The 17,030-nt window shown below is 51.2% G+C and carries 18 protein-coding genes; 4 read left to right on the top strand and 14 right to left on the bottom strand.

The window, feature by feature from the left end:
* Nucleotides 1–39: 39 nt before the first annotated feature.
* Together SIB66_RS10890 and SIB66_RS10885 are read right to left on the bottom strand one after the other, a co-directional pair.
* Entirely contained in the window at nucleotides 40–1,155 is a 1,116-nt protein-coding gene (locus tag SIB66_RS10890) for a GTP-binding protein (protein ID WP_063407033.1), read from the bottom strand.
* Nucleotides 1,156–1,181: 26 nt separating this feature from the next.
* Nucleotides 1,182–1,778 (bottom strand): pentapeptide repeat-containing protein, encoded by a 597-nt coding sequence (locus tag SIB66_RS10885; RefSeq protein ID WP_011129936.1) that lies wholly within the window; start codon nucleotides 1,776–1,778, stop codon nucleotides 1,182–1,184.
* On the opposite strand from SIB66_RS10885, the gene SIB66_RS10880 reads away from it, so the two are divergent.
* The 3 genes from SIB66_RS10880 to ilvD are packed head-to-tail and all read left to right on the top strand — an operon-like array spanning nucleotide 1,777 to nucleotide 4,423.
* Nucleotides 1,777–2,394 (top strand): uracil phosphoribosyltransferase, encoded by a 618-nt coding sequence (locus SIB66_RS10880; RefSeq protein WP_063406701.1) that lies wholly within the window; start codon nucleotides 1,777–1,779, stop codon nucleotides 2,392–2,394. The genes SIB66_RS10885 and SIB66_RS10880 overlap by 2 nt on opposite strands.
* Nucleotides 2,395–2,418: 24 nt before the next feature.
* Nucleotides 2,419–2,712 carry a hypothetical protein gene (locus SIB66_RS10875; protein ID WP_063406702.1) on the top strand — a complete coding sequence of 98 codons (294 nt, stop codon included), beginning with the start codon at nucleotides 2,419–2,421 and terminating at the stop codon, nucleotides 2,710–2,712.
* Nucleotides 2,713–2,752: 40 nt separating this feature from the next.
* Entirely contained in the window at nucleotides 2,753–4,423 is a 1,671-nt protein-coding gene (ilvD, locus tag SIB66_RS10870; protein WP_063406703.1) for a dihydroxy-acid dehydratase, read from the top strand.
* 11 nt (nucleotides 4,424–4,434) lie between these two features.
* Here the strand turns inward: ilvD and SIB66_RS10865 are convergent, their stop codons facing one another.
* The 8 genes from SIB66_RS10865 to glpX all read right to left on the bottom strand — a co-directional run bounded on the left by SIB66_RS10865 (nucleotide 4,435) and on the right by glpX (nucleotide 12,647).
* Nucleotides 4,435–4,830 carry a hypothetical protein gene (locus SIB66_RS10865; RefSeq protein WP_413681293.1) on the bottom strand — a complete coding sequence of 132 codons (396 nt, stop codon included), beginning with the start codon at nucleotides 4,828–4,830 and terminating at the stop codon, nucleotides 4,435–4,437.
* 260 nt (nucleotides 4,831–5,090) lie between these two features.
* Nucleotides 5,091–5,660 (bottom strand): CIA30 family protein, encoded by a 570-nt coding sequence (locus SIB66_RS10860; protein ID WP_063406704.1) that lies wholly within the window; start codon nucleotides 5,658–5,660, stop codon nucleotides 5,091–5,093.
* Nucleotides 5,661–5,857: 197 nt separating this feature from the next.
* Complete coding sequence (locus SIB66_RS10855; protein WP_236070309.1) at nucleotides 5,858–6,094, bottom strand: hypothetical protein; 237 nt, start codon at nucleotides 6,092–6,094, stop codon at nucleotides 5,858–5,860.
* Nucleotides 6,095–6,548: 454 nt separating this feature from the next.
* The gene (gene pgl / locus SIB66_RS10850; RefSeq protein WP_063406706.1) at nucleotides 6,549–7,259 is read right to left on the bottom strand and encodes a 6-phosphogluconolactonase; all 711 of its coding nucleotides are present in this window, start codon (nucleotides 7,257–7,259) and stop codon (nucleotides 6,549–6,551) included.
* 10 nt (nucleotides 7,260–7,269) lie between these two features.
* On the bottom strand, nucleotides 7,270–8,688 hold the full coding sequence (gene gndA, locus SIB66_RS10845) for an NADP-dependent phosphogluconate dehydrogenase (RefSeq protein ID WP_063406707.1): 1,419 nt from the start codon (nucleotides 8,686–8,688) through the stop codon (nucleotides 7,270–7,272).
* Nucleotides 8,689–8,865: 177 nt separating this feature from the next.
* On the bottom strand, nucleotides 8,866–10,161 hold the full coding sequence (locus tag SIB66_RS10840) for a glucose-1-phosphate adenylyltransferase (RefSeq protein WP_011129945.1): 1,296 nt from the start codon (nucleotides 10,159–10,161) through the stop codon (nucleotides 8,866–8,868).
* Between the two features lie 139 nt (nucleotides 10,162–10,300).
* Nucleotides 10,301–11,611: a glutamyl-tRNA reductase gene (locus SIB66_RS10835; protein ID WP_063406708.1), complete on the bottom strand. Its 1,311-nt coding sequence runs from the start codon at nucleotides 11,609–11,611 to the stop codon at nucleotides 10,301–10,303.
* Between the two features lie 31 nt (nucleotides 11,612–11,642).
* Nucleotides 11,643–12,647, bottom strand: a complete 1,005-nt coding sequence (glpX, locus tag SIB66_RS10830) for a class II fructose-bisphosphatase (protein WP_063406709.1) — start codon at nucleotides 12,645–12,647, stop codon at nucleotides 11,643–11,645.
* 212 nt (nucleotides 12,648–12,859) lie between these two features.
* On the opposite strand from glpX, the gene rpe reads away from it, so the two are divergent.
* Nucleotides 12,860–13,543: a ribulose-phosphate 3-epimerase gene (gene rpe, locus SIB66_RS10825; protein ID WP_063406710.1), complete on the top strand. Its 684-nt coding sequence runs from the start codon at nucleotides 12,860–12,862 to the stop codon at nucleotides 13,541–13,543.
* Nucleotides 13,544–13,628: 85 nt separating this feature from the next.
* Here the strand turns inward: rpe and ccsB are convergent, their stop codons facing one another.
* From ccsB to SIB66_RS10805, 4 genes are read right to left on the bottom strand one after another with little or no spacing between them, the layout of a single operon-like run.
* Nucleotides 13,629–14,585, bottom strand: a complete 957-nt coding sequence (ccsB, locus tag SIB66_RS10820) for a c-type cytochrome biogenesis protein CcsB (protein WP_063406711.1) — start codon at nucleotides 14,583–14,585, stop codon at nucleotides 13,629–13,631.
* A gap of 39 nt (nucleotides 14,586–14,624) precedes the next feature.
* Entirely contained in the window at nucleotides 14,625–15,836 is a 1,212-nt protein-coding gene (locus SIB66_RS10815) for an LptF/LptG family permease (protein ID WP_063406712.1), read from the bottom strand.
* Nucleotides 15,833–16,561: an LPS export ABC transporter ATP-binding protein gene (gene lptB, locus SIB66_RS10810; protein ID WP_063406713.1), complete on the bottom strand. Its 729-nt coding sequence runs from the start codon at nucleotides 16,559–16,561 to the stop codon at nucleotides 15,833–15,835. Before lptB ends, SIB66_RS10815 begins: the two co-directional genes overlap by 4 nt.
* A complete protein-coding gene (locus SIB66_RS10805) occupies nucleotides 16,558–16,995 on the bottom strand; it encodes an LptA/OstA family protein (protein ID WP_063407037.1) in 438 nt (145 codons plus the stop codon). The genes lptB and SIB66_RS10805 overlap by 4 nt, the downstream gene beginning before the upstream one ends.
* Between the last annotated feature and the right edge of the window lie 35 nt (nucleotides 16,996–17,030).

The raw sequence follows: 17,030 nt of genomic DNA, 5'->3' as shown, positions 1-17,030 counted from the left end.
CCCGCTTACCTCTTGAGCTGCTTAATCAGTTGACTTCCGTTAGACAATATCTGACATCAAAGAGCTTTCAAGACCAAAGCGAATTGCTTCAGCTGCTTGCTCTTCAAAACTAAGCACCACCAGATCAACGCCCGCCCCCTCAGGATGCCAGGCGTTCTCTGGAGCAGCCTCAAACCAACTGCTAAGCCTTGGGCCAACCATCTGCAGCTGAAGGGGTAAAGCTTTGCCCGGCAGCCATAAGCGACCTTTTAGGCGTACAACCTGATGAAGTGTGGCCAACTCAGGCAGAAGTGCTTCAATCGTAGCCCGATCAACAGAACCTTCAAAGCGCACCGTACCACTCAACATCTCCACATGGTTGTGGTCATGATGATGATCATCTTCACGATGATCGACATCAATGGAAGTATCGTCGATTAGGTCGTCGCCAAATTGTTTAGGCAAGCTCTTTTGTTGGTCGCTACTCTCTGTCGTACTCAGGCCTAGCACCACAGCTGGATCAACTTGGCCATGACTGATCGGCATCATTGACGTGCCAAGGCGTACCTTTTCAGCAAGTTCGCTTCTGAGCTTGCGGAGGTCGACATTGGAGACAACATCCGCTCGACTGATCAACACCAAATCAGCAGCTTCCAACTGATCAGTGAACAAGTCTTCAACAGCACTGAGATGATCAAGGCTTGGATCCTCCTGTCGCTGCCGTTCCAACCCGGCAGGATCACCAACGGGGCTACCCGCTGCGAGGGCTTCACCATCCACCATTGTGACCACTCCATTCACATAAACTCGAGTGCGTACGGCAGGCCAGTCGAGCGCTTTCAAGAGGGGGCGAGGAAGAGCAAGGCCACTGGTTTCAACGATAATTCCATCCAACTTATCCGCCTGTTTCAGCAAGGTCTCCATGGTGGGTAAAAAGTCTTCCTGCACTGTGCAGCAGAGACAACCGTTATTGAGTTCAACGACTCGACCATCCAATTCCTCCTCCGGACAAAAGCCACAGCTACGGATTAAATCGCCATCAAGACCAATCGTGCCAAATTCATTGACCATGACCGCTAAACGCTGCCCCCCATGAGTGAGCAGATGACGTAGCAAAGTGGTCTTTCCAGCTCCAAGGAAACCAGTCAAAACAGTGACTGGTAGACGCTTTGAAATCAAGGCAGGTTTATGCAGGTTGGTAATTAAGAACGACAGCCAAGGCTGTCAAGAGTTTGAGAGCCGCTAGCGGCATTGGTGCCGTCTGCTCTGGCGCAAAGCTCATTCTGCTGGCGACGATCAAGCACAGCATTGCTGAAATCAGCTCCTTCAATCAGGGCATCTTTAAATTGACTCTGCATCAGCATGGCGTTGGTGAAGTTGGCTCCCCTGAGATCGGCTCCATCGAAACGACTAGCAAAAGCCACCACATTTTCCAAATCAGCTCCTTGCAGATCAGCTTCTTGCAGCTGGCTGCTGTTAAACACCGCACCACGCAGATCGGCCTCACTGAGATCAACGCCGCGCAGGTCAGCCTTGAGAAAGTTTTGCTCCTTGAGGTCACGTCCGTGCATGTCTTTGGAGATCTCTTCAATGGCCTGGCCTCCTCTGAATTCAGGAGGGATGATTGCCATTACAGGTGACTCTGTTAAACCCAACACAAGAATCACAAGGCCACTAAGCAACACTGCTCGACAACGGTTCCACCAACAGGGAGAGAGATTCATGAAACTAGAAAATTGCAATGAGCCAGTAGTTTGAGCAGTCACGTTATGGCAATTGCCGGCCAATTCACGCGTCATGCCAATGACCCTAAGGGTAGTGGTCCCCCCCCATCCACTGATCGCCCACTGGCTCACATTGCTGCGCAACACCACAACACCGCCAGTCCTCTATGCCACAGGCTTGGAGGAACTTGGTCGCTGGCTTACCTATGAAGCCCTGCGGGATTGGTTGCCCCACCGCCGTGAAATGGTAACCACATCCCAAGCAGAAACAGAAGGCACGGTGGTCGAGTCCAATGTGCCATTGCTGAGCATTCCCTTGTTGCCCGGGGGCCTTGATCTTTGGCAAGGAGCACGACGAGTATTGCCCAGTTCACAGCTATGTCTTGGCGGGGTGCCCGATAACATTGAAACCAATGCTGGGGTGATTGTTTTTGTGGATCAGATTGCTAGTGGTGAGCGTTTACTAGGCATCCTGAAGCTTCTGCAGACACAAGAAATCGAGGCTCGCCGGCTAAGGGTGATTACTGTTCTGGCATCAAGTCCAGGCCTCAAACAACTTGGCGAAATGATGCCCAATCTCACGATTCACACCGCTTGCATTGACCCCGACCTCACAGAAGATGGTGAGATCAGTCCAGGCATTGGTAATCCGGTTTTGCGACTAAACACCAGAACTGCAGGTACGACCTAGACTTTCAAATCTGATCCAGCATCTATGGGCCTGCATCGTGAGCCGGCAACCGGCAGCCTCACCTCCTTGATCAGCGGAGCCGTACTCGGCGCTGCAGGACTTGCTTGGTGGCTTTTTTCTGAGGCAGAGCGTCGGCAACGCAGTCGCCACCAACGCGCCATGCTTCACGCTCCTCGCATGCAGGACGGATCAGAGGCCCTGGAGGCCATCTCGCATCCCCAGAACAACAGTCAACAGCTGGAACATCGAGTCGAACAACTCAATGCCGCTATTGCAGATGTGCGCAGACAGCTTGAAGATCTAGGGGCGCGGACCTAAGAGCTCGGTAAGTTGGCGACTGAGTGCCCCAGTCGCCACCATGCTCAGATCCGCCGCCATCACAAAGGGAACTCAACGCTCTCCCAACCGAGCCATGCTTCGCGCAGTGGGCTTTGGCGACGAAGACTTCAATAAACCAATCATCGGTATAGCCAACGGCTACAGCACGATCACTCCTTGCAACATCGGTCTTAATGACCTGGCGCGACGTTCAGAAGAAGCAGCCCGCCAGGCCGGTGCAATGCCCCAGATGTTCGGCACCATCACCGTCAGTGATGGCATCTCTATGGGCACCGAAGGGATGAAATATTCCCTGGTAAGTCGCGAGGTGATTGCTGATTCGATCGAGACAGCCTGCAACGCCCAAAGCATGGACGGCGTACTAGCAATCGGTGGCTGTGATAAAAACATGCCTGGAGCGATGATCGCCCTGGCCCGAATGAACATCCCAGGTGTCTTTGTCTATGGCGGAACGATCAAACCAGGAAAATTGGCTGACCGCGACCTCACTGTAGTCAGCGCCTTTGAAGCTGTTGGTCAGCATGCCAGTGGCAAGATAAATGAGGAGCAACTCACCGCTATCGAGAAGAACGCTTGCCCAGGAGCAGGAAGTTGCGGTGGCATGTTTACAGCCAACACGATGTCAGCCGCGATTGAAACATTGGGATTGAGTTTGCCTTACAGCTCAACGATGGCTGCAGAGGATGAGGAAAAAGCAAATAGCGCAGCCCGTAGTGCTGAAGTGCTTGTGGATGCCATTAAGGCAAATATCTGTCCCCGCGATCTACTCACCAAGAACGCATTTGAAAACGCGATTAGCGTTGTCATGGCAGTGGGCGGCTCCACCAATGCAGTTCTGCATCTGCTTGCGATTGCCCGTAGCGCAGGCGTAGACCTTTGCATCGATGACTTCGAGCGCATCCGCCAGCGTGTACCGGTGATTTGTGATCTAAAACCTAGCGGCCGTTACGTGACTGTTGATTTGCATAACGCTGGCGGCATTCCCCAAGTGATGAAACAGTTGCTTGATGCAGGCTTACTTCATGGAGACTGCCGCAATGTGGAAGGTAAAACCTTGAGAGAACTGCTCAAGGATGTGCCATCCGAGCCTTCAGCAGAGCAAGACGTCATTCATCCCCTCTCGAAACCGGTCTATGCCAAGGGGCACCTGGCGATCCTTAAAGGCAATCTGGCCAGCGAAGGATGCGTGGCCAAGATAAGCGGGATTAAAACCCCTGTACTTACTGGACCTGCAAGGGTTTTTGAAAGCGAGGAGGCCTGCCTTGCTGCCATTCTCAACAACAAAGTGAAGGCGGGAGATGTCGTCGTCATACGTAACGAAGGCCCGGTTGGCGGGCCTGGAATGCGAGAGATGCTTGCTCCTACATCTGCCATCGTCGGTGAAGACCTTGGCGACAAGGTGGCCCTGATCACAGATGGACGCTTCAGCGGAGGTACCTATGGTTTGGTGGTGGGCCATGTGGCACCGGAAGCAGCCGTAGGCGGCATGATTGGCCTTGTGCAGGAAGGCGACAGCATCACCATCGATGCCAATCAACTGCTGATCCAACTCAATGTCGAGAAGGATGAATTGGAGCGTCGCTCCAGCGCATGGAAAAGACCACAGCCGCGTTATCAAACAGGAGTTCTCGGTAAATACGCCCGAATGGTGAGTAGCGCCAGCAATGGTGCTGTCACCGACCAGCCCTGAACTCTGATCAACTAGCTCTGCTCAGGCAAAACCAGCAGTGCTCTCAACCTACGAGCGAAAGCTTCTAATGGTGCTCCATCCTCAGGCGGCTGACAGCGTTGGCCACTGTTGCCATCCATCCACACGGGATGCTGCCCTTGCCAAAGCATTGGACGGTCAGGCAGTTCACACCAAGTCAACATCAGATTTAGATCGTTGCCGCTGCGATAGATCTCAAGTGCAAGGTCATGCTCTGGAAGGCGGTCACCTTCTCGGTTTCGGCATTCAATACGAACAATGAGATCAACAGATTGAGCCGATATTAGATCGGGCGTAGATCCAGGCTTCTGATCATCGACATCAGCAACATCTGTGAGCACAACAGCATGAAGCCAGGGCTTTAAACAGACATCAGCCGCTGAGGCCACGAGGACCGACCAATTTTGCGCAGTCTGTTGGATTTCATTGCCTGCCAAGGCTCTCAGCTGAATCTAGGAGGTAAAAATCTTAGGCTATTTCTAAGCAAGATTTGACTATTGAAAGGAAGTCAATAACTATGCTGAATTGATGATCTATCCCGAATGGATTCAATAATAAATTTGATTAGGGCCTGAATTTGATTAGTATAAAAATACCAAGCCCTCTGAATGTATATGGCCATTTTGAATACTAAAAAATTTGTAATGAATCAGTGAATTGCTTTGATCGAGCGCAGTAAAACTCGAATTGGGCCAGGGCGGAATTCTGGGTTTAGTTCTCCTGGTTGACCAAACTTAGAATGCAATAATTGCACTTGGTTGATACTTGATGCATCAAAGCGAATCAAGCGCAGAGGCATAGCCAAAGGCTGCGCAAGCACCGTAGGTTTCAGTGTGCTAAATGGGATTTCAATGGATGTATTACCAGAAGCCTTAGTCGGCAACTGAGCGACCCATCGCAAACCACCATAAAAACGCTCAGTGAGGCCAAAAAGCCCATTGCGAGAGCCGAGTGCAAGCTTTAGGGTTCGACCGTCTCCATTCACCTCCACCTGTAAGGCTCGATAGCTGGAAAGATCAAGAGGAGGGTTCAAAAGGGGTGAACGGCAACTGACAAAGCCACCATCCTGTTCAACAAGTTCTCCTTCTAGGATCAGGCCCTCGGAGGTCACTCGACAGGCAGCTTGGCTGGATCCGCCCATAATTGTGTCGTTCAAGCTAGACCAGGAGTTGAAGTCGTTCAGTTGAACCTGAACAGAGGCTTCGGGCATTAGATCCATGATTTGCCAACAATCTATTTACCTTATAGTTTCTCTCTTGGCTCATCATTCATTTCTTTAAGTTTAGACATTGATTCTTGAGAGAATTGTATTATTGAGATATCGATGAAATGCCTGAGCATTAAATACTTCTTAAAAAAAAACTGCTCTAAGGTGGGCTTTGGCTGATTAACGGAGATTTCTTAATAGCAAGGACCTTATAATGTACAGCCAGGCTGTGTATCGAATTCGTGATTACCCTCTCCGGTTTCATTGTCTGGGCCGAGAGGGCAATCTGGGCCTGAGAACATCCCATCAGAACACTGGCGATCGTGCTTACGCACAGCACGGCGTTCTTTATGGGCTTCACGCCGTGCTGTGCGGTCTGCCTTTGCGCCTCCAGAAATTTGGGAAAACTGATCAAGAGTTCGTAATTTGTTGGTTATTGGTTTCAAGTTTTAGCGAGGGTGTTGATCCCTTCAAGAAACACACTATCTCTAAAATGTTGGTCCATATGATGTCCAAATTCATTGTCTCTTCTGAGGTTAATCACAATGTCTAAGATAACTCTAAAGAATGAAATTAATACTTTAAGTGGTTGTTTTAGTTGAATGTTCAGTTGAACTCCTTGCGCAACGCCCTAGAATGGACTGACTGTGTAGATGAGGCATTTCACCTGCTCACGCATCAATTGCGCCAGTCAAAGGCTGGCTAACGTAGCTACAACTGTAAGAAATAATTCTTGCAACCAAGCCATAATAAAGCTTTAAGAATGCTGGCTTTGATGTCTTTAATATTCTTAGATGCAAGTAAAGTAATTGATCTGCAATTTATGCTGAATTTACATTTGTAGATATTGGAAGATAATACAAGCAATAATGAACAAAAATACTTCTCAAGAGTGCATCATTAGCCCAGTAAGGCGGCCTCATCTGCCAAGACCAAAATCGGTGAACGAGGTTGAACCAAGCGGGCAGGCGTGCGTTCAGCTGATTCAGCAGAATCTAATAAGCGCTTCAGGGCAACCTGCTTCCCTACACCGCTCACAAGAAAGATCACTTCGCGTGCAGAGCTGAGCACAGGTGCGGTGAGAGTGATTCTCTCTAGACCCTTCCCTTTACCGACAGTAGCCCAGCGATCAACAACGGCGGGGGCATCTGTTCCTGGAAAAAGAGAGGCTGTATGGCCATCTTCACCAAGTCCTAAAACCATTAGATCAAACATCGGCGGATCACCTGCACAGGTTTCCTGCACGAGCTTCGCGTAGGCCTTGGCACTGGCCTCAGGGTTTGGCAGCTCCACCGTTGGCACGGGATGAAACGCAGCCTGCGATCCTGGGCCTTCAGCAAGAAGTGTCGTACGAAGCATGCGGGCGTTACTGGCGTCATCCCTGGCATCAACCCAGCGCTCATCCCCCAGAAAAACATCAACACGATCCCAGGGCAGTCGCTCCTGACCAAGCAACCTATAAGCAATAGCGGGTGTGCTCCCTCCCGAGAGAGCGATCTGAACGCGATCACGCTGATCAAGTACCAGATCAATATGAGATGCGAGCCTCTGGGCGGCGCGACGTGCCAGATCCTCAGGGTCTCTCGCTCGCTCAACTTTGTAGGTCGTCATCACGATCTCCTTAGTCCAGCCACTCAGTATGGAAGCTTCCTTCTTTGTCAACCCGCTGGTAGGTATGTGAACCGAAGCAATCGCGCATGGCCTGCACCAAATTCTGTGGTAATCGTGCCGTGCGATAGCTATTGATGTAATCGAGCGTGCTGCTGAAGCAAGGCACTGGGATACCGGTTTCAGCTGCGCCGGCTACCACCTTTGCTAGGCCCGGCAGGCGACGGTTCACTTGCTCAGCGAACCAAGGATCGATCAACAAGTTGGAAAGCTGAGGGTCAGCATTAAAGGCATCCTGGATGCGCTTCAGCAGACGGGACCTGATGATGCAGCCACCCTTCCAAATCTGCGCGATGGAGGGCAAATGCAAGTTGTAGTTGTATTCAGCAGAAGCTATACGCAGTAGCTCCATGCCTTGCGCGTAACTAGCCATGCAAGACAACACGACGGCGTCCATGAGCGGTGCCATGCCATCTGCGGAACTACCAAGATCAAATGGTTTGATCGCTGACCCATGCAAAATCTGCTCAGCGGCAATTCTTTGAGGCTTCATTGAGCTCATCACACGGCCATTCAGAGAGGCGTAAATGGTTGGCACTGAAGCTCCTAACTCCAAGGCACTTACAACGGTCCATAGACCAGTTCCCTTCTGGCCTGCCTGATCCATAATTTTCTCAACAAGGTCACTTCCATCGTCAGGATCCTTGGTGCGCAAACACACTTCGGTGATCTCAACCAGATAAGAAGAGAGCTCTTCTGTGGCATTCCATTGCGCCAAGACATCAGCCATCTGGGTACCGGTCATGCCACCAACACGCTTCATCAGGTCATAGGCCTCGGCAAGAATCTGCTCAATGCCGTACTCGATCCCGTTGTGGACTGTTTTAACGAAATGCCCAGAACCTCCAGGACCGATGTAGGTCACACAGGGACCATCCTCCACTTGGGCAGCCATCTTGCAAACAAGGCTCTCAATCGCCTCATAGGAGGTTTTTGTTCCGCCTGGCATCATGCTCGGCCCTTCCAGTGCACCCTTAGCCCCACCGGAGACACCCATCCCGATATATCCAAAGCTTTTGCTCTCTAACTCGGCGACACGTCGCTCGGTATCACGAAATTCGGAATTCCCACCATCGATGAGTAGATCACCTTCCTGCAGATAAGGGGAGATCTGCTCAATAACGGCATCAATAGCAGAACCTGCCTTGATCATCATCAGAATTCGACGGGGTCGTTCGAGCTTGTCGACGAAATCTTGAAGGTCCTTGGCACCCTGAATGGCTTTGTCTGCTCCACGCCCTTTAAGGAACTCCTCTGTTTTGGCGTAGGTGCGGTTGTAAACGACACTAGAAAAACCATTGCGCTCTGCATTGAGCACAAGGTTTTCGCCCATCACGCCAAGACCGATCAAACCGAAATGTGCCTTGGACATCGCCAGTGAAACGATCAACTGGCGTCAGTGTGACCACAGCAACTCCAATCTGCTGTGATCTGTACGGCTATGTCAGGGTTGAACCATCCTCGCTGTAGATAAGAAACCGTAGAGATCAACACCAAAATTTCCAAAAAAAACTACTTGGATCTTGTGTTGATTCAGCCTCGGGCAGCATCAAATCACGGTGCCATCAGAAATGGTGGCATTCTTGACCACTACCACGATCCCATTGCGGATGTAGAAGCCCTCATCAGCACGATCGGCTTCCTCAACGTGATCCTTGTTGACGATCGTGACGTTGTTGCCGATGCGTGTGTTCTTGTCGAGGATCGCACCCTTCACGGTGGTGCCTTGGCCAACGCCGAGCGGGATGCCTCCTCCTTGCCTTAGAAGAGTGCGTTCCTCGGATGATTCATAGAAATCAGAGCCCATCACCAGGGAATCTTGCAGGACCACATCGCTCTCAACTCGGCTTCGCACACCAAGGACGCAATGATGAATACTGCAGGATTTGAGGATGGATCCCTCTCCAATAATTGATTCCGTGATTTGCGCATCGACCAGTTTGGTTGGCGGTAGATAACGGGGTCTTGTATAGATCGGGAATTTCTCGTCATAGAAACTGAAAGGTGGATTGGGCTGCTGGGTGAGAGCCAAATTTGCTTCATAAAAAGCTCCTATCGTGCCGATGTCTTCCCAGTACTCATCGAACACATAGCTTTGCAGCCGGTCACCTCGAGCTAGGGCCTCAGGAATCACCTCTTTGCCGAAATCCTTGTGAGAAGGGTTCTTATGCAGCAAATCGAAGAGAGTGGCGCGACTGAACACATAGATCCCCATTGAGGCGAGATAGGGCTTGTTCCTTGCTGACTCAGCTGACAAGCCAAATCGAGAGGTATCGACGGCCATGGCCTTGAGGGATTCACCCTTGGGCTTTTCACGGAACTCTTGGATGTTGCCATCGCTATCCGTTCGCATGAGACCAAATCCCTCAGCCTGTTCTGCATCAACGGGAAGAGCCGCCACTGTGAGATCAGCACCTGAGCGACGATGGTGCTCCACAAAAAGGCTGTAATCCATACGGTAGAGCTGATCACCAGAGAGGATCAGATATTCATCAACATCCCATTCCTGAAACAACCACTGATATTTACGAACTGCATCCGCAGTCCCCTCAAACCATGAAGGACTTTCTGGGGTCTGCTGTGCGGCAAGAACTTCTACAAAACCTTGACCAAAGGCAGCACTGAGGTTGTAGCTCTGTCCAAGGTGCCGATTCAGAGAAGCGCTGTTGAACTGCGTCAACACATACATCTTGTTGATGCTGGAGTTAATGCAGTTGCTGATTGGGATGTCAATCAGACGATATTTGCCTGCAAGAGGTACGGCCGGCTTGGCCCGCATCTTGGTGAGGGGGTAGAGGCGCGTTCCAGCTCCTCCCCCGAGAATGATGGCCAAAACACGCTTCATGCCGCCCCCTCAAATCGGCGTTGCGCAGCAAACTTACCGGACGGTTGGCCATCTAAAGCTGTCTGCTGCGAAGATCCAACAAGACTTCTGCAAATCAAGACGCAACCAGAATTTGGCATAGCCAGAATTTGGCATAGAACTACCCATCCTCTAGTGGTGGATCTAACTCAAACAAACTCGCCACCACACGCAGAGCCTGTTGCCGCTCTTGACGAGCCTGAGGAGCCCGTAGCTGAGTGACTGGGGTATGGAGAATTTTGTTAATGATTCCTTTGCTTAAAGCCTCAACGACTTTGCGCTCTCGAGCAGAGAAATCAGGCCCCATACGACTGAGCGCTTTTTGTAATTCCTCTGCACGAATAGCCTCAAGGGTCGCCCTCAAGCGATTAATGGTTGGCACAGCTTCAAGACTGTCCCACCACTCTAAAAACAGACGCGTCTCTTCTTGGAGCACAACCTCTGCTTCTTTGGCCATCTGTTGGCGGGCCTCCTGATTACGAGACACCACCTCATGCAAATCATCCACATCATGGGACTCAACACCGGGTACATCGACCACATCTGAGGCGATGTTGCGCGGCACGCCGATGTCAATCAGACGAAGAAAACTGCGGCGCTTGAGCTGCTTGAGCAGAGATGCATCAACAATCGGATCGTCAGCAGCCGTACTGGTAAATACCAATGAACAGGTACTTAGACAATGGTTCAAATCATCAAGGGGGCGACACTCAACGGGGAGCTCAGGGAAATCAGCCGATAGATCCTCAGCTCGTTTCTGCGTGCGGTTCAGCAACATCACCCCAGAACAACCTTTCGCCTGAAGATGTTGAAGTAGTAGTCGGCTCATCCGGCCCGCACCCACCACTGCGACCAACTCAGATTCCAGAGTCATCAACTGATCTTCCCCTTGCGCCTGGCCAAGTTTCAGTTGGGCTAACTCCACAGCCGCAGAACTAATTGAGACAGCCCCCGTACCCAGATTGGTTTCACTGCGAACTCGTTTGCCAGTACTCACTGCCTGAGTGAGCAGACGGTTAAGAATTGGGCCCATGGATTTGTGCTCCTGCCCCAATCGCACCATCTTCTTCACCTGGGAAAGGATCTGCCCTTCTCCTAAAACCAGACTGTCCAGACCCGCAGCCACCCTCATCAAGTGGGCTACTGCTTCATCGTGATGAAAGTTGAACAGATGGGGGGAAAGATCTTCCGTTGCCAAACCAGAATGTTGGCCTAGAAAATCACTGATGGCGGAGATACCTCGTTCAGGGTGACGAACCAAGGTGTAAATCTCAAGCCGATTGCAGGTGCTAAGGATCGAAACCTCAAGGACTTGATCGTTGCCGCGAAGGGTTTGCAGGGAGGTCTCCATGGTTTGCTCAGGGATGCTGAGCTTTTCACGGATTTCTACCGGCGCCGTGCGATGACTTAAGCCGACGACGGCAATGTGCATGGAGACGTCCCTTAGATCTTGTCTTGGATGGTTAGCTCAGAGCGATGCTCTGAGCTCCATCCTTGATATGCACGGTATTGGTAAACCGAGCTGTGTTGTCAAGAGTGCTGATCACCAAGCTGCTAGTGCGTGTGCAGTCAGGCTCGAACTTAACTCCATGGAACAACAGTCCATCAGTGATCCCACTACCCGCAAAAACAACATTTTTGCCGGAAGCCAGTTCTTCGGCTTCATAGATCTTGTCAACATCAGTAATGCCCATCTCATTGAGGCGGGCAATGTTGCCTTCCTTGGTGTAATCGGCCCACTCACTGGTTTGAGCAATGGCGGGGTCATACACCAGCTGGCCCTGAAAGTGACCACCGAGAGCACGCATTGCGGCAGCTGAAATCACACCCTCAGGAGCAGCACCGATGCCCATTAGACAGTGGGTGCCGGTGCCGGCAAACCCACAGGCAATGGCAGCTTGAACATCTCCATCTGAGATGGGTTGAACACGTGCACCAGTGGCACGTATCTCAGAAATCAGGCCTTTGTGACGAGCTCGATCCATCACGACAATGGTGAGTTCACTCACGGCAAGCCCAAGACACTGGCTCAGGATGTTGATGTTCTCGGTGGCAGATTTGCGAATGTCCACCTTGCCTTTCGCTGACGGGGGGGCCGCTAACTTTTTCATGTAAAAGTCAGGAGCATTGAAAAGGCCACCGCGATCAGAGGCGGCCAGTACAGCCATCGAACCTCGCTGGTTGTTGGCGCAAAGATTGGTGCCTTCGCAGGGATCGACGGCAAAGTCAACGCCTGGGCCGCTGCCGCTGCCAACCTCTTCGCCGATATAAAGCATCGGGGCTTCGTCGCGCTCCCCCTCACCGATGACGATGCGACCCTGCATTTGGATTTGTCCCATCCGCTTGCGCATGGCTTCCACAGCTGCTGCATCGGCTTCGTCTTTCTTGCCGAGACCAGTCAGATGTGCCGACGCAATGGCAGCTTGCTCAACGACCTCGAGAATTTCCTGAATAAGAGTGCGATCCACTGGTATGCGGCGGTGGGGATGGGTGTGATGACCAAAGAAACGAGCAGGGCTGGACTGAATTCACGGGTCAGCGTTATACGCTGATCATGTGAAAGGACCCGATGCCGCAGGGGTTCTCGGCTCTAAAGCGCTGCTCACTGTATCAGTGCCGGCAACAACGAGAATGCCCATACAGCCGATTCCTAGAATCGCCCACTCCCCAACCCCGATCGATGAGCACGAAGCCCCTGGTAATTGCCCCTTCGATCCTCTCTGCAGATTTCTCCCGCCTAGGAGAAGACGTGCAGGCTGTAGATCAAGCCGGCGCAGACTGGATTCATGTGGATGTCATGGACGGCCGATTCGTGCCAAATATCACGATTGGTCCTCTGATCGTTGAAGCACTAAGGCCTGTGACCAGTAAGCCCCTAGATGTCCACTTGATGATCGTGGAACCAGAAAGGTATGTAGGAGATTTCGCAAAAGCAGGTGCAGATCACATCTATGTGCAGGTTGAAGCCTGTCCACACCTTCACCGCAACCTTGCGCAAATCAAGGATCTCGGTAAGAAAGCAGGAGCAGTACTCAACCCAAGCACACCTCTGGACACCCTTGAGTACTGCCTGGAGCTATGTGATCTAGTACTGATCATGAGCGTCAACCCAGGCTTCGGTGGGCAAAGCTTCATCGACAATCAAGTGCAAAAGATCCGCGAGCTGCGTCGTATTTGCGACGAACAGGGTCTCGATCCCTGGATCGAAGTCGATGGAGGGATCAAGGCCGACAATGCCTGGAAAGTGATCGAAGCTGGCGCCAATGCGATTGTGAGTGGGTCTGGCGTGTTCAATCAGCCCGACTACGCCGAAGCTATCCGAGGCATCCGTAATAGCAAACGTCCTGAAGGTGTTGTGGACTGAAGCAATAGATGCAGCAATAACTGCATCTATTGGCTATTAGTCTTGTGGGGATTGTTGCTAATAAGAACAGATCAATATCACAAGATTAGGCTTCAAAGAACCAGCCGTAGCTGTGCAAACCAATCCCTAACAGATTCACACCGATATAACAAACAACGATCACAACAATGCCTGCCACGGCAACTAAAGCTGGACGTCGCCCGCTCCAGCCACGACTGAAACGTGTATGCAGATAGGCCGCATAAACCATCCAACAAATTAGAGCCCAGGTTTCCTTTGGATCCCAACTCCACCAGCTCCCCCAGGCTTCATTGGCCCAAACGGCACCACTGATCAAGCCAAGCGTGAGCAACAAAAAGCCAACCGTAATCGTGCGATAACTAAGGCTGTCCAACTGTTCAGTGCGGCTCAAGTTGATTGAACTCAGGCGCAGGCCATCATTCTGATCCATAGCAGATGTGGCTAGCTTGGCCTGACGAAAGCCACCTGTTCCAATTGAACTGCTGCGTAGCTCCAAAATTTGCTGGCGATCAGTAAATAGAACCGCCATTGATAAGAAAGAACCAACAAGCAGGGCAGCGTAACTGCACATAATCACGCTCACGTGCATCACAAGCCAACTTGAGCGAAGAGCAGGTACTAGAGGAGATGCCTCCTGAAGAGTTTCTGGTAATGCAAAGCTGGCAAAAGCCACACAAAGCAAAGCCATTGGTGTAGCAGCAGCTGAAACAATCGGGGAAGACAAGGAACGCTCTACCAATAGCTGCGCAAGTGTGCAAGCCCAGGCCAGAAAACAGAGGGATTCATAAAGGTTGCTGATCGGGAAGTGACCCGACTGCCACCACCGCAAAACCAATTGAGCGGTAAGAACCAAATTGGCAAGAGCCACCAGAAGTGTCACAACAGCAGAATTGCTACTTCCTGAAACCATCCAAAAAGAGATTGGTATGGCCAATAGAAGTAGGGCAAATGCAGCCAAACCAAGAGCCAAAACAGGATCTCCTAGCGAGGCGGAAAGCTCAGCCAAAGTCACTCCAAACACCAGGTCCCTGCGACAACTCTCTTATTCTGCCGCTGCAGTTCAACGACTGGCCTGACGCAGCAACAGTCCGCCACCTGCTAAAGAGATAAAAACAGGGATCCACGCGGCCAACATGGGTGTCAAAGTGCCCGTAACGCCTAGAGAACTGAAGCTGAAGCTAAGAGTGTAATAAGCAAGAATTAATAAGAGGCTGATGCCAAATCCCTGGGTCCGGCTGGTCCGAGAATTAGGTTTTGCACCAAGGCTGCTGCCAATCAGGCCAAACACCAGGCAGGACATCGGGAAAGTGAATTTTTCTTGGATACGCACCTTCAAACGCCTTGCCTCTTTACGGTTGCCAGCATCGGTATAAATACTTGCAGCCTCCACTGCCTGTGCAACAGTCATGTTGTTGGCATCTTTAGGGAGTTTGGCCACACGAATTGGACCTGATGTTAGGGGGTAGAGATAGCGATCAAATTCAACTGAAGTGGTACTGCTACTTGGTGTGAGAGTAAGGATATTGCCGTTAAAAAATTCCCACATCGCCTCTTGCTCATTCCAAATAGCTCGCTCGGCCTTCAACATCTGAGTAAAACCAAGACGAGACAAATCAAGCACTGTGACATCCTCCATTTCTCCTTTAAGGAATTCCCTTGCATAAAACAACTGAGAAAGCCCTTGATTCCTTTCTTCAGCTTCTGCACCAGTAATCGTTCCGAATCGGGAATAAACAACATGTTTACCTTTCTCTGTAGCAATTGCTTTACCAAGAGCACGCTTTATTGTCACCTCAGCACTACTATTTGTTCTTGGAACAATTACATCATTGAAGATAAAAGTTAGCCCTGTCATCAACAATGCCAATGCCAATGCTGGAGCAACGATTCGTTTGGTGCTTACACCGAGGCTGCGCAAAGCCGTGAATTCGCTGTTAGAAGAAAGACGGCTATAAGCCAACAATGTGGCCAACAATGTGGCCATCGGAAAAGAAATCACCAGAAAGAAAGGTAACTTCAAGCTAAAAACCTGCAATGCAAAATGCAGAGGCAATCCAAACTCAACAATCTTGCGCACCAAATCAAACATCACCCCCACTGAGACGGAAACCACCGTGAAGGCCGCTATGGCAAACAGCAATACGGGTATCAACTCACCTAAAAGCCATCGATCCAGCAGCGGGATCAGCCTCCACTTGGACGAAGCCCAGCGCCACCACTTCCAAGGCCAAGAATCAACGTCTTTCAACTTTCCAAGGCGCCATTTGCTCAAAGCTGAAAACCCTCCCCGAGATAGTGACGCCGCACCAAGGGGTTGTTTGCCACTTCTTCAGAACGGCCTGAAGCAAGAATGCTGCCTTCCGTAAGAATGTAAGAGCGGTCAGTGATGGCAAGGGTTTCACGGACATTGTGATCAGTGATCAGGATGCCCATGCCACGCTCACGGAGGGTATGAATCAAAACCTGGAGGTCCGCCACTGCCATGGGGTCAACACCTGCGAAGGGTTCATCAAGCAAGAGGTAGGTGGGACCTTCTAGGCCTACCGCCAAGGCACGTGCTACCTCGCAGCGACGTCGTTCGCCACCGGAAAGCTGATAGCCACGACGGTCCAAGAACAAGTTGAGATGAAAGTCTTTAACCAACTGCTCGAGACGCTCCCGACGCTGATGAGTTGTTAAATGACTTTGAGAGAGCGCAAGCTCAAGATTTTGTCGCACGCTGAGCTGTCGGAACACACTTGGTTCCTGAGGGAGATAACCGATACCTAGACGAACTCGATTGGGCATCGGTAAATCCGCCACTGGCTGCCCATCAAGTTGCACCTGCCCGTAATCAGGACGCAACAAACCGATTACAAGATTGAACGTTGTTGTCTTGCCGGCACCATTGGGACCGAGTAAGCCAACAACCTCGCCTGGATCAAGGCGCAAGGAGACATCTTTTACCAGGTGACGCCCTGCCACGGTGAGCGCCACCTGCTCTAAACAAAGACTCATTGGGCCAAAGGTGCCTCTGCCTGATTGTTGGAATTAAGTTGCACAGAAGTGAACACTTGAGCACCAGTACTTGGGTCTGCTACCGCTTGCTCCTCTTCGAGTAGATAAACAACTCGCTCAGCCTGCATGGAATTTTCCCCGTCCCGAATCACATCAACATCTCCGATAAGGACCACACGATCTTCTTTGCTGAAGTACTGAGCCTGTCTAGAAGTAGCAACGATGCCTCGGGCTGGATAAACGATGCGAACGTTGCCGATGGCGGTGAAAACCCCTGTGACGCTGTCTGCGTTTTGGATATCTGATTCGATCGTGATCAAACCGCCATCTTCTACCGGAGTAGAAGGGCTGCCCTCCTGGCTTAAAACCGCAGGGGTAGATATTCCAACCAACGCTGTCGCTATGGCGAGATGAACTTGCCAACTCCTTGTCATTACTTGAGCAAGAGCAGCCAAAGCGGAACAATCCA

The sequence above is a fragment of the Prochlorococcus sp. MIT 1318 genome, assembly GCF_047304505.1.
Lineage (GTDB): Bacteria > Cyanobacteriota > Cyanobacteriia > PCC-6307 > Cyanobiaceae > Prochlorococcus > Prochlorococcus marinus_D.
The sequence above is the reverse complement of the archived record's forward strand: the minus strand, read 5'-3'. Positions and strand labels throughout refer to the sequence as shown.